11 protein-coding genes are annotated in these 12,191 nt (G+C 67.2%); 8 read left to right on the top strand and 3 right to left on the bottom strand.

Going from position 1 to position 12,191, the window contains the following annotated elements; genetic code table 11:
- Positions 1-31 precede the first annotated feature (31 nt).
- On the top strand, positions 32-1,009 hold the full coding sequence (locus tag H7K45_RS23585; RefSeq protein ID WP_263998475.1) for an LLM class flavin-dependent oxidoreductase: 978 nt from the start codon (positions 32-34) through the stop codon (positions 1,007-1,009).
- Positions 1,010-1,036: 27 nt separating this feature from the next.
- On the opposite strand, the gene H7K45_RS23580 is transcribed toward H7K45_RS23585, so the two are convergent.
- Positions 1,037-2,275: a thiolase family protein gene (locus tag H7K45_RS23580; RefSeq protein WP_263998473.1), complete on the bottom strand. Its 1,239-nt coding sequence runs from the start codon at positions 2,273-2,275 to the stop codon at positions 1,037-1,039.
- Positions 2,276-2,351: 76 nt separating this feature from the next.
- On the bottom strand, positions 2,352-3,293 hold the full coding sequence (locus H7K45_RS23575; RefSeq protein ID WP_263998472.1) for an LLM class F420-dependent oxidoreductase: 942 nt from the start codon (positions 3,291-3,293) through the stop codon (positions 2,352-2,354).
- A 151-nt stretch (positions 3,294-3,444) separates the two neighbouring features.
- Between H7K45_RS23575 and H7K45_RS23570 the strand changes: the two genes are divergently transcribed.
- Positions 3,445-3,975: a winged helix-turn-helix transcriptional regulator gene (locus H7K45_RS23570; protein WP_263998471.1), complete on the top strand. Its 531-nt coding sequence runs from the start codon at positions 3,445-3,447 to the stop codon at positions 3,973-3,975.
- Positions 3,976-4,007: 32 nt separating this feature from the next.
- Here the strand turns inward: H7K45_RS23570 and H7K45_RS23565 are convergent, their stop codons facing one another.
- Positions 4,008-4,946, bottom strand: a complete 939-nt coding sequence (locus H7K45_RS23565) for a LysR family transcriptional regulator (protein ID WP_263998470.1) — start codon at positions 4,944-4,946, stop codon at positions 4,008-4,010.
- A gap of 89 nt (positions 4,947-5,035) precedes the next feature.
- On the opposite strand from H7K45_RS23565, the gene H7K45_RS23560 reads away from it, so the two are divergent.
- From H7K45_RS23560 to H7K45_RS23535, 6 genes are all read left to right on the top strand, one after another.
- Positions 5,036-6,517 carry an APC family permease gene (locus H7K45_RS23560; protein WP_263998469.1) on the top strand — a complete coding sequence of 494 codons (1,482 nt, stop codon included), beginning with the start codon at positions 5,036-5,038 and terminating at the stop codon, positions 6,515-6,517.
- On the top strand, positions 6,514-7,137 hold the full coding sequence (locus H7K45_RS23555; RefSeq protein ID WP_263998468.1) for a cyclase family protein: 624 nt from the start codon (positions 6,514-6,516) through the stop codon (positions 7,135-7,137). The genes H7K45_RS23560 and H7K45_RS23555 overlap by 4 nt, the downstream gene beginning before the upstream one ends.
- Positions 7,134-8,138 (top strand): aldo/keto reductase, encoded by a 1,005-nt coding sequence (locus H7K45_RS23550; RefSeq protein ID WP_263998467.1) that lies wholly within the window; start codon positions 7,134-7,136, stop codon positions 8,136-8,138. Before H7K45_RS23555 ends, H7K45_RS23550 begins: the two co-directional genes overlap by 4 nt.
- Positions 8,135-10,018 (top strand): aldehyde ferredoxin oxidoreductase C-terminal domain-containing protein, encoded by a 1,884-nt coding sequence (locus tag H7K45_RS23545; protein ID WP_263998466.1) that lies wholly within the window; start codon positions 8,135-8,137, stop codon positions 10,016-10,018. The genes H7K45_RS23550 and H7K45_RS23545 overlap by 4 nt, the downstream gene beginning before the upstream one ends.
- Positions 10,015-11,058 carry a threonine aldolase family protein gene (locus tag H7K45_RS23540; protein WP_263998464.1) on the top strand — a complete coding sequence of 348 codons (1,044 nt, stop codon included), beginning with the start codon at positions 10,015-10,017 and terminating at the stop codon, positions 11,056-11,058. Before H7K45_RS23545 ends, H7K45_RS23540 begins: the two co-directional genes overlap by 4 nt.
- 93 nt (positions 11,059-11,151) lie before the next feature.
- Entirely contained in the window at positions 11,152-12,153 is a 1,002-nt protein-coding gene (locus H7K45_RS23535) for a LacI family DNA-binding transcriptional regulator (RefSeq protein ID WP_263998463.1), read from the top strand.
- Positions 12,154-12,191: the final 38 nt, after the last annotated feature.

The raw sequence follows: 12,191 nt of genomic DNA, 5'->3' as shown, positions 1-12,191 counted from the left end.
CTTGGAGATCTCTGTCCAATTCGCAACGTCTTTGGACTCTCCCCATCACATCGCCATTGCCGAGCAACTGGGTTATGACCGGGCATGGTTGTTCGACACCCCACACCAAAGCCCCGACGTCTGGATGATGCTCGCGTTGGCCGCGCAACGCACCGCCACGATCGGGCTCGGTCCCGGCGCGCTCGTCCCCACCCTGCGCCACCCCATGGTCAACGCCTCGGCCGCAGCAACGCTCGCGGCACTGGCACCGGGGCGAATCGCCGTGGCTTTCGGCACGGGATTTGCCGGCGCACGGGCGATGGGCGCCGCACCCAGTACATGGGCGTTCCTGCGCGAATACGTCCGCACCTTCCGCCAATTGCTCGCCGGAGAGACCGTCGAGTGGGGCGGGGCGCAGATGCAGATGATGCACCCGGCCGGCTTCGCCCCGCCCCGGCCCGTCGCCGTCCCCGTGTTGATCTCCGCCCTCGGACCCAAGGGATTCGCCGTCGCCAGAGAATTGGCCGACGGCCTCTTCACCGTCAACGGCGAGACGGGATTTGCCCCACGGTTCGCCTGGGCCGCGCTCGGCGTCCACGGCACCGTGCTGCGCGGGGACGAATCGCTTCACTCCGACCGCGTGAGGGCGGCCGCAGGGCCCGGTAACGCCCTCGCCTACCACGCAACTCACGAATTTGGCGGCGACGTCGTCGCCCTACCCGCCGGGCGGGTCTGGCTCGACGCGATCAACGAACACCCGCCTGCGTCAAGGCACTTGGCGATTTACGACCAACACCTCGTCGGTCTCAACGACGCCGACTCCACGGCGTGGGATGCAGGCAGCTGGCAGGCCATCCCACAGACCACTCTGACTGGTACCGCAACCGACATCGGTGACCGCGTGGCCGAACTCGCCGTACGAGGGATCACCGAAATCATCTACCAACCTACTGGGCCCGACATCCCGGGCGAACTCGAAGCATTCATCGCAGCGGCCAGGAGACCTGACCACGCCTCAAAGGTGTCGTAGTCGGAAACGGTTCGCGTCGACCGCCGGTCAGGCTGCGCGGGGATTCTCCAGGAGGAGTGCCACGCCCTGCCCGGATCCGATGCAGACGCCGAGCACTCCGTAACGGACGTTGCGCTCGCGCAATTCGGTGGCCAGCGTCAGCACGTATCGGGTGCCTGAGGCACCGAACGGATGACCGATGGCGACTGCTCCCCCGTTCGGTGTCAGCTTGTCGTCGGGAACGACGAATCCGTCCAAATGATGTGGCAGTTCACGCAACACGCCCAGCGCCTGGGCGCTGAATGCCTCGTGGACTTCCCAGACGTCGATCTGCTCTGGCGTGAGGCCGGCACGTTTTATGGCCAGCGGAATGGCCCACGCCGGCGCCAGTCCCATGAACAGCGGGTCGATTCCGTATACCGCGGAAGAAACCACCCGGGCCAATGGCTCGACCCCAAGTTCTGCGGCCCGTTCTCCCGAGGCCAGCACGATGGCGCTGGCACCGTCGGTCAGCGGTGTGGAATTGGCGGCGGTCATCTGGGTGGTGCCCGGCTGGGCCGGCAACTTCGCCAACGTCTCCGCCGTGGTGTCGTCTCGGATGAATTCGTCGTGCTCGAAGAGTCGCTCGGGAGTCTTCCTCGTACCCGGGATCCTCACGGGCATGATCTCCTTGGCCAGCCGACCAGAGTCGCGAGCCGCCTTGGCCTTGCGTTGCGATCGCAGTGCGAACGCGTCGATCTCCTCGCGAGACAGCTCGTAGCGGTCGGCCACGTTCTGCGCCGTCTCGATCATCGCGATGTAGGCGTTGCGGGCCAGCAGCGCCGGGTTGGGTGGACCGCCCGCGCCGGCCCACATGGTGTCGAGCATGAACACCGGGCCACGCGGGCTGAACGCCGCATCGCCCTTCATCAACGCCCAACCCGACCGCGACATCGACTCGACACCACAGGCAATCCCGACGCCGAGATCGCCCGCCTTGATGGCGTGGCTGATGTTGGCCGTCGCGCTCACCGACGAACCACAGAACCGGTTGATCGTCGCACCGGCGACACTGTCGGGGAATCCCGCCGCCAGTGCCGCCCAGCGGGCGACGTCACCCATGCCCTCGTGGGCCGGGTTGACGCAGCCGGCGACGATGTCCTCGATCTGGTCCAACGGCACCCCGACGCGTTCGCACGCCCCCTTCATGGTCATGCCCAGCAGATCGTCGGTGCGGAGGTGCGACAGCGAGCTGCCGTAGCGGGCGAACGGGGTGCGAACCCCGCCAAGGACGAAGGCATCTGTCATCGATGGTCTCTCCTGGGTAGCCGACCAGATCGATCCGGACGGGCCATGGGCGAAATTCTAGGATCGGCTGCCACATTTAGGCGGCGAAAGTCTCGGCGAAGTGCGTCACCTGCTCGGCGGTAGGGGTGTCGGCGAAGTGCAGGACTAGTTCCTGGGCTCCGGCTGCCTCGAAGGCGCCGATCCGCGAGGCCACGGTCTCTGCCGAGCCGATCAGACCGTACGACGCGACGTCGCCGGGATAGATCGGCAGCGGAGCCGCCGGCAGGGTCGCGAGCGCCTCGGCGTCGGTGTCGGCAATGTGAACCAAGACCATCACTGTTCGCTTGATGGTGTCGTAGTCGCGACCGGCGACCTCGGCATGCCGCTTGAGGACGTCGTACTTGTGGCGTAGGACCTCGGGTGCGTCGGCCATGTTGCTGGCGTCGGCATACTTCGCGACCGTGCGCAGGGTGACCTTCTCGCCAGACCCAGCGATCATCAGCGGAATGTGTGGTTGCTGAATACCCTTGGGCTGGTTGATTGCCCCGTCCACTCGGTAGAACGTTCCGTCGAAGGTCACCTCGTCCTGAGTCCACAACCCGAGAACGATCTGGGCGGCTTCCTCGAGTCGCTGCAGGCGCTCCTTCGCGCTGCCGAAGTCGAATCCGTACTGCACGTAGTCCGGCTCGTGCCAGCCGGCCCCGAGCCCAAAGATCAGGCGTCCGCCGGAGATGACGTCGACGGTGCTGGCGATCTTGGCCGCCAACGCGGGGTTGCGGTAGCCGACCGAGGCGACGAGCAACCCGAGTCGCACCCGCGTGGTGACTCCGGCGAGGCCGGTGATCGTTGACCATGCCTCGAATTGCGTCTGTTGTGCGGGCTGCATGGCGGTGAGGTGGTCGGGCATCAGCAGGGCTTCGAAGCCGGACTCGTCGGCGGCGCGGGCGATCCGTACCAGGCCTTCATACGCCTCGCGGGGCTCGGGAATGTCGGCGAATTCGTGGGTGAAACCGCTCGGGAGGAAGATGCTGAACTTCATGGTGGTCCCTTCGTAGAGGATCGGCGTATTGCGTGAAGTCGTTTTACGGCAACGACTTTGCTCAGGTGAGATTGCCAACACCTGGGCGGCTCATGTCCGGACCCGGACGCAAGACGGGACCCGCCGCGATGGCGACCTTTTCGAACACCTCATGCGCACTCTCCTTTGGGTTGGTAAATCCAACCTAGCTCCTGGATGGGAAATGTCAATCCAGGCGTATCCTGAGCGCATGCCCTTCCGATCATTGGACGACGTACAGTGCTCGATCGAACGTGCGCTGCGCGTGGTCGGCGAGCGGTGGAGTCTGCTGGTCCTGCGCGAAGCGCGCGGCGGTGCAACGCGTTTCGATCAATTCAAGGACGCGCTGGGCGTCTCGTCGGACATCCTTGCCGCACGTTTGTCTACCCTGGTGGAGTACGGCGTGCTCGAACGTCGACCGTATCGGGAACCGGGTCGCCGGGAGCGCCACGAATACCACCTCACCCAGGCCGGACACGATCTCCAACTCGTCTTGGGCGCACTCGGACAATGGGGTGACGATCACCTGCCGCGGGTACAGGGGCCGTCGATCGAACGACGTTCACCGGCAGGGGAATTGGTGCGATTGCACTATCTTGACGAGTCGGGTCGCGAGGTAGCGCCAGCGGATGTCGAGTCGCACCGCACCGCAGCGTATCGCTGAGGGAGGTGATCGAAGCGCGGCCGACCTGATGCTCAGGCGGTGATCCTGCCGAACGCCTCAGCAACGCGGTCCAGCAGCAGCTCCCCCACGCGGGTCTGGAACCCCACCCGGGTGATGGTCAGAACGTCACGGTGGGGCAGGGCGAAATCCTGGCCGCAGTCGACCAAGGCCAGCCGTGATCGGTTGTGCGGAGCGGAGAACACCGACGCAGGAAGAAGTCCCACTGCGGCGCCGCTGACGATCAACTCGACCGCGGTGTGACAATCGCGGGTCTCGTGGCTGACTCGAGGATGGAAGCCGAATTGTCCGGCCCACCGCGACAGCAGCTGCCGGTCGACGTCGCGGCGAGAACCTGCCACCCAATCGGCGTCCATGCAGTCCGCCAGAGTCTTCGAAGGGCCTGCTGCCGAGGTGAGCACCAGCATGGGCTCCTGGCCCAAGAAACGTGCGTCGGTGTTCTCTCCCGACGGTGGCTGCTCCTCTGGCAGATAGCGATGGGCAATGAGCACGTCGAGCTCTCCGGTGTCGATCAGCGAAACACCCTCGGCAGGTTCGACTTCGACGGTCTCGATGCGCGCGCTAGGAGTGGCGCCCTCCAACGTCGTCAACACGTCGGGAAGCAGGAAGCTGAGTGCGGTGCCGTAGGCGCCCACCCGTAGGACCACCCCGTCCCCGTCGGAGATCCGGCGCGCCGCGTCGCCGAAGACGGCCGCCGCGGCCAGCATGTTCTCGGCGGCATCCGCCAGCGCGCGCCCCGCCGCCGTCAGTACCAACCGGCTGCCCGGCTTGCGGATGAACAGCAAGGATCCGCCCAGCCGATGCTCGAGCGCGGTGATGTGCTGTGACACCGCGGAGGGGACGTAGTCCAGCTCGGCGGCGGCCTTGGTGATCGAACCCTGCGCCGCGACCTTTGCAAAGCTGGAGAGCAAGCGAAGGTCGGCAACTTCAAGATTCGTGAAGGATTGCTTCACGAATCTTCACGCTACATGGACAGCGGCTGCGGCGCAGCGCTCGTAGGGTCCCTGCTAACCAGGACCGGCACACGAAGGACACGAGGCAGATGAGCGCTGAACCGAGTACCACCGAAGGACGCCACGACCTGCCCGACGGCACTGCGGCCCAGGGCCTGCGCAAGAACTCCATGTCATGGGTCGGCGCCGCCTTGCTCGGCGCCATCATCATGTCGCCTGCCAGCGGCCTCTACTTCAACTTCACTCCGATCGAGGCGACAGCGGGCCCCGTGGTGCCGTTGATCTTCCTCATCGCCATCGTGGTGACGCTGCCCACCGCCCTGTCATACGCAGCCCTGTCGAGGTCCCTGCCGAGCGCCGGCAGCGCCTACACCTGGGTCCGATGCGCCATCGGACCGAAGACCGGCGTCTTCGCGGGCTGGATCCTCAACGGCTTCTACCTGCTGGCCCAAATCGTGCTGCCTGGCATCGGGGCACTCTTCTTCAACGACATCCTCAGCCAGGTCGGCGTCCCCACCGGATACTTCACCTGGGCCGTCGGCGTGCTGCTGATGACGGTGATCGTGGCTGCGATCAACTTTCGCGGCATCGACCTGAGCCTCAAGGGCACGGTCATCTTCATGATCCTGGAGTCGGTGGTGGTGTTCGCGCTGATGCTCACCATCTTCATCGTGCAGACCGGCAACGGGTCGTTCACCACCACCGACGTCGCCAACTCGTTCACTCCGTCGGCCGCGACCGGTGGCACGGTCGCAATCTTCGCCGCGCTGGTGTTCGGCATCCAAGCCAACGTCGGGTTCGACGCCGTCTCCACGCTGGCCGAAGAGACGCACACCCCACGCAAGTTCATTCCCATCGCCACCGTCGTCGCCGTGGTCGCCGTCGGTGCCTACTGGGTCATCACCGCGCTCGGCTTCGTCGCCGCGTTTCCCGTCCAGCAGGTCGTCGACGTCGTCGCCAACGGCGGGACGCCGGTCTCGGCGATGGCCGACAAGTTCTGGGGTGGCATCGGACAGCTCGTGATCTCGGTGATCGCGTTCACGTCGATCACCGCGATCTTCCTGGCGCAGAACGTCGCCAGCAGCCGGGCGCTATACGCCATGGGTCGCCAGGGCACGGTCCCCGCCTGGCTGGGTCACCTCAAGCCGGGTGCGCGGGTACCCGGCAACGCGATGACCCTTGGCCTGGTGGTAACCGTGGTGGTGACCCTCGCACTCGGCGCCGCGCTCGGCACCGCCAGCCAGTACAACTGGTCGGCCACCATGGCGTCGTCACTCGCCCTGCTGACCTACCTCGGTGTCAACATCGCGAACATCGTGTATCACCTACGTTTTCAGCGGGCACGCTTCCACGTGCTGATGCACGGCATCGTCCCCGTCATCGGCATCGCCGTGGTCTGCTTCGTCATCTACAAGTCCTACCTGGGCTCGCTGTGGGACGCCGGCTGGACGTTCGGCCGCAGCGTGCAGATCGCAGTCGTCGTCTGGCTGCTGCTGGGCGCCGCCTGGGTGCTCTACGTTCGCCGCGCGACGCCAGAGGTCATGCGGGACGAGGAGTTCGACCGAGCATGACGGCCTACGTCGACCTGAGCATGCCCATCTCGCCGGACATGCCGACCAATCAGCCCGACCACTTTCCGCCGGTGCTGCAACCCTATTCCCACATTGCGTCCGACGGCTGGGCCGGCACGGCGATCACCATCGACTCGCACTGCGGCACCCACGTGGACGCGCCGTCGCACTTCGTCGCCGGTGAGATCGGCGTCGACGAGATCCCCATCGAGGTGCTGGTCGGGGCGAGCCAGCGAATCGCCGTCGATGCCAGGGTCGTCACGCCGGAGCATCTCGGGGCGGTAGCGAGCGAGCGGGTCGTCGTACACACCGGTTGGAGCGACCGCACTGACACTGCCGAATACCTGTCTGGCTCAACGCATCTGAACGCGGATGCCGCGCTCCACCTGGTTGGCAGAGGCGTGCGGCTCGTCGGCATCGACAGTCCGTCGGTGGACGCCCCCGGGTGCGACGACGTGCACCAGATCCTGCTCGGGCACGGCGTGATCATCGTGGAGAACCTGTCCAACACCGCTGCGCTGCCAGATCACTTCGACCTGATCGTCAGCCCGCTGCGCATCGTCGGTGCCGACGGCAGCCCCGCGCGAGTCATCGCCGTCGTGGCGGAGCCAGCGCCGTGACGCTCGGCATGGACCGCACGACCATTCGCGGTGTCGAGGTGACACCACTCGGCCTGGGAACTGCACCATTGGGCGGACTGTTCACCCCGGTGACGGAAGAGGACGCCACCGCGACCGTCGATGCGGCCTGGGACCACGGGGTACGCTTCTTCGACACCGCCCCTCTCTACGGCTACGGCAATGCCGAACGCCGCCTCGGTCGCGCACTCGCCCGACGACCACGCGCTGAGTTCACCGTCGCGACGAAGGTAGGCCGCCTGCTCCGGGACCCCGCGGTCATCGGGTCGGCTGAGCTAGACACGACCCAGGAATTCGACGGCCAGCCTTTCTACCGCGGGACCGGCCGCGAAGTACCGGTCTTCGACTTCTCCTACGACGGTGCGCTGCGCGCCCTGGAGGAGAGCCTGACCCGGCTCGGCCTGGATCGCGTCGACGTCGTCCACGTCCACGACGCGGACGACCACGTCCAGCCCGCGATCGACGGTGCCTACCGCGCGCTGAACAGGCTTCGCGACGAGGGCGTCGTCGGCGCGATCGGGCTCGGCATCGACCACTGCGAACCCGCCGTGGACATCCTGCGCGCCGTCGACTTGGACTGCGTGTTGATCGCGGGTCGGTGGACCTTGCTGGACCAGAGCGCGGCCGTCGAATTGCTGCCACTTGCCGAGGACCGCGGCGTGGCGATCGTCGCCGCCGGGGTCTTCAACAGCGGGGTTCTCGCCGACCCGGGCGCCCCCGGCGCCACGTTCGACTACGTGCCGAGCGACCCGCTGATCACTGCGAGAGCCGCCGCCATGGCGGCGGTGTGCGCGCGGCACGGCGTACCGCTCAAGGCCGCAGCACTGCAGTTCCCCCACCGGCATCCGGCGGTTCGGGTGGTGCTCACCGGCGCTCGCACCCCCGCCGAACTCTGCGAGAACACGGCGCTGGCGAATCTCGCCATCCCCGAGGAACTTTGGGCCGACCTCGCACTCGAGTGCGGCGTGCCATCTCCCGCATGACGCCTCCGTCCTGCCCGCCGTACGGCTACACCGGACGCCTCCGGCACGTCGACCTCACCTCCGGTGCGGTGTCCGCCGAAGTGCTGCCGGAACGGATTTGGCGACGCTACGTGGGCGGCGGCCTTCTAGGGGTGCGCCAACTGTTGACTTCGACGCCACCGGGGCTCGACGCGTTCGATCCCGCCTCGCTGTTGATGTTCCTGTCCAGCGTCATCGGTGGCCACCATGCCGTCGGGCTGTCGAAGTTCACCATCGTCGCCAAGTCGCCCCTGACTGGTGGTGTCGGCGAAGCGCGCGTCACCGGGCCATTTGGCATGGCGCTGAAGGCCTCTGGATGTGACGGGGTGGTGTTGCGCGGTCGCGCAACCGAACCGACCTACCTGCTCGTCGACCCCAATGGCGCCCAGCTGCGTCCGGCGGTCGACCTCTGGGGAGCAGAGACCCAGGTCGCCACCGAGACTCTGAAGCGGCGTCACGGCGCCGAGGCGGCGGTCGCCACGATCGGGCCCGCCGGGGAACGCCTGGTGCGCTACGCAAGCGTCCTCACCGAATGGATCCATCCCGCCAATCGGATGGGTCTCGGGGCGGTGATGGGGTCGAAGAACCTCAAGGCGATCGTCGTCATCCCCGGCGACCTGCCCCCGGTGTACGACCCGGACGAACTGGAGGCGGTCACCGAGGGATACCGACGCCGGATGACGCACAACGCGCTGACCGCAGCGCAGCTGTCCCCCACCGGGTTCGGCGGCTGGTTCCTCGGCGACGGCATGACCGGATACGCCGCCTCGCGCAACTTCGAGACCAATGTCCTGCCCACGTTCCCCGCCGACGCCGCCGAGCGACTCGCGGATGCGTTGACCGGCTCCGCAGGTGGATGTCCCGGCTGCCCGAACGACTGCATCAAGCGATACGCCAACGCCGTCGACGAACGGCTCGGCGGCCTCGACGAGGAAGGGCTCGCCGCACTCGTCCTCGGGTGCGGCATCACCGATCTGGCGACCGCGTTGACCGTGCACGCCCGCTGCCACGCGCTGGGCCTCGATCCCGTCTCGCTGTCGGCGGTCTGGGCCCACGTCGGAGAAGTCAACGGCGATGGCGGTGAGGGCCTGGCCTCGGCGGCCGAGAGGATCGCGCACCGAACCGACGGCGCCGGGCCGCTCGGCGAGGGGGTGCGCCGGCTCGCCGAGGCGCACGGCGACACCGGCGCGGCGATGCACGTCAAGGGACTGGAACTGGGGCGCTATGACCCCAGGGCCTCGGCCGGGCAGGCGCTGGCCTATGCGGTTAGCCCACTGGGGCCCCGGTACGAGATCGTGGAGCACGACCTCGACTTCGATCCGGTCGACGGGCCGTCCAACGCGTTGAGTCAGATGCGCACGCTGGGCGTCGACGAGTGGGAACCGATGGAGCGACTCGACTCGGCCAGAGTGGCCCGCACCGCGACCTTACTGGACCTGTGGAGCGGCCTGGATGCGCTGGGTCTCTGCCTGTTCGCCGGCCCGCCGATGCGGGAGCTGACCCAGCGGCACGTCGCCCAACTCGTCCACACCGTGACCGGGTGGCTGACCAGCGATCACGAGATCTTCATGTGGGGTCGGCGGCGCTGGAACCTGATGCGGCTGTACAACCTTCGCGAGGGTATCGACGCCGAAGACGACCGGCTGCCGGACCGGTTCTTCGACGAACCGATCGACGCCGGGCGGCTGGCCGGAGCGGTCCTCGACAGATCGACCTTCGCCGCGTCCGTTCGCGAGTACTACGCCCTGGCCGGCTGGGACGATCGCGGACGTCCCCTTCCGATCACGCTGGCCTCCCTTGGTCTGCTCTGGGCAGACGACTCCCCCACTAGCGAAAGCTGCGACCAATCGACACCGACATGACATACGTACTGGCCTCCGACAACTGGTCCGGGGCGCACCCCGAGGTCCTCGACGCCCTCATCGCGGCGAACGCCGGCGAGGAGATGAGCTACGGACGCGACCGGTACACCGCGCGACTGCAGGACATCATCAGGTCCCACTTCGGCCCCCGGGCCGAGGCGTTCCCGGTCTTCAACGGCACCGGCGCGAACGTGGTTGCCCTGCAGTCGATGCAACCGTCGTGGGGTGGAGTCATCTGCGCGAGCTCCGCTCACGTGAACACCGACGAGGGGGGCGCTCCCGAGCGCGTGGCCGGGCTGAAGATGCTGCCCGCAGCCACCACCGATGGCAAGCTCACCCCGCGACACGTTCGCGAGCTGGCCCGCGACTTCGGCAACGTCCATCACGCCCAGCCCTCGGTGGTGTCCATCACCCAGAGCACCGAACTCGGCACGCTGTACACCCCCGACGAGATCGCCGATATCGCCGACCTCGCCCACGGATACGGGATGTCGGTTCACCTCGACGGTGCCAGGTTGGCGAATGCGGCTGCGGCCCTCGATGTTCCGCTCAGCGCATTGACCACCGACCTTGGCGTCGACGTCGTGTCCCTTGGTGGCACCAAGAACGGCCTGCTGTTTGGCGAGCTGGTCGTGGTGCTGGACCCCGCACGCTCAGTGGGAATCGGTTACATCCGCAAGTACACGATGCAACTGGCGTCGAAGATGCGTTACATCTCCGCGCAGTTCATCGCCCTTCTCGAGGGAGACCTGTGGCTGAGGGGCGCTCACCACGCCAACGCGCAGGCAGCGCTGCTGCGCAGCCTGGTCGAGGACGTGCCCGGCCTGACGATCACCCAGCCAACCCAGGCGAACGCGGTCTTCGCCATCCTGCCGCCGGCCATCGACGACGCGGTACGTCGAATCGCCGAGTTTCAGACCTGGAACTCCGTCACCGGCGAGGTGCGGTGGATGTGCTCCCACGAGACGGATGACGCCACCGTGCGTGGCTTCGCAGCGGCGCTGCACGAATTGTCGGCCGGCCTCATCGCCGGGTGTTGAGCGGGGCCTATCGCTCCGACCGAGGCCCAAGAGGCGAGCCCGGGTCGGTCGTTGCGCTGAGATTTCGTGGGCGAAGGCCTAGATTGAGCGCGCATGGCGGCTGAGCGCGGTGGAGGCAGGGTGACGTTGCGTGACGTGGCACTCGCCGCGAACGTGTCCACCACGACGGTGTCGGATTCGCTGAACGGTAATGGTTCCCTGCCCGAGAAGACCCGGCAGCGGGTGCGCCGGATCGCCGTCGAGCTCGGCTACCGGCCCAGTGTGACGGCGCGGTCGCTGCGCAGCGGACGCACCGGGATCCTGGTCATCACGATGCTGCCGAGTGACGTCGACGCCGAATCGCTCTGGCAGGTCGAATACTTCATGCGGGTGATGGCCGGCGCCGCAATCGAGGCGAATCAACGCGGCTTCCTCTTGACGGTCGCCCCGGCACAGATGCAGCTGGACGTCGCTCACGACGGGCTGATCGCCGTCGACCCCGCCATGGGCGACGAATTGCTCGCGGCCGCGCACCGCCGGGGCACCCCGGTGAGCACGGTGGGCCGCACCGACTCCGCCGCGGCGAGCTGGGTCGACAACGATTGGGCCGGCGTGGTTGCCGAGGTCCTCGACCATCTGCAACGCGCCGGTTCGCGTCGGCCGATGCTCGTCAGCCCGGAATCGCCGGCCTCGTACATCCACTCCGTCGAGCACCACTTCACGTCCTGGTGTGCCACGCGCGGAGTAGCCAGCCGCAGCGTGCGCATTCCGGGCGCCTTCAGGCCGTCGGTGGCCCACGCCGCCATACGCGACATCCTCGACGGTCCCGACCCTCCCGACGCGCTCTTCGTCGGCCTGGACCAGCTGGCGCTGGCTGCGGAATCGGCAGCGATGGACCTGGGGCTACGCATCCCGCAGGACCTGATGCTGGTGAACATCGGCGACGGTGCGGCGATTGCCCATGCGGCCGTACCGATCTCGGTGGTCGAACTGCACGCCGAGGACATGGGGCGCGCCGCGGTCCGGATGCTGATCGACCAGATCGAACTCGACGCCGAGCCACGCCAGGAAGTCGTACCGGGGCATCTCGTCGTCCGAAGCAGCTCTCAGCGCTAGAGGTCGAGCACGTCACGACGCCGTAGCGGACGGTAACA

The sequence above is a fragment of the Mycobacterium yunnanensis genome, from assembly GCF_025823185.1.
In the GTDB taxonomy this organism is placed as follows: Bacteria; Actinomycetota; Actinomycetes; order Mycobacteriales; family Mycobacteriaceae; genus Mycobacterium; species Mycobacterium yunnanensis.
This window is presented reverse-complemented; position numbering and strand designations above follow the sequence as displayed.

Bases quoted from the DNA above. Each gene is read 5' to 3' on its own strand.
- H7K45_RS23575 (WP_263998472.1), bottom strand. From the start codon at position 3,293: ATGAAGTTCAGCATCTTCCTCCCGAGCGGTTTCACCCACGAATTCGCC.
- H7K45_RS23545 (WP_263998466.1), top strand. From the start codon at position 8,135: ATGACGCCTCCGTCCTGCCCGCCGTACGGCTACACCGGACGCCTCCGG.
- H7K45_RS23560 (WP_263998469.1), top strand. From the start codon at position 5,036: ATGAGCGCTGAACCGAGTACCACCGAAGGACGCCACGACCTGCCCGAC.
- H7K45_RS23580 (WP_263998473.1), bottom strand. From the start codon at position 2,275: ATGACAGATGCCTTCGTCCTTGGCGGGGTTCGCACCCCGTTCGCCCGC.
- H7K45_RS23555 (WP_263998468.1), top strand. From the start codon at position 6,514: ATGACGGCCTACGTCGACCTGAGCATGCCCATCTCGCCGGACATGCCG.
- H7K45_RS23535 (WP_263998463.1), top strand. From the start codon at position 11,152: ATGGCGGCTGAGCGCGGTGGAGGCAGGGTGACGTTGCGTGACGTGGCA.
- H7K45_RS23570 (WP_263998471.1), top strand. From the start codon at position 3,445: ATGCGCACTCTCCTTTGGGTTGGTAAATCCAACCTAGCTCCTGGATGG.
- H7K45_RS23540 (WP_263998464.1), top strand. From the start codon at position 10,015: ATGACATACGTACTGGCCTCCGACAACTGGTCCGGGGCGCACCCCGAG.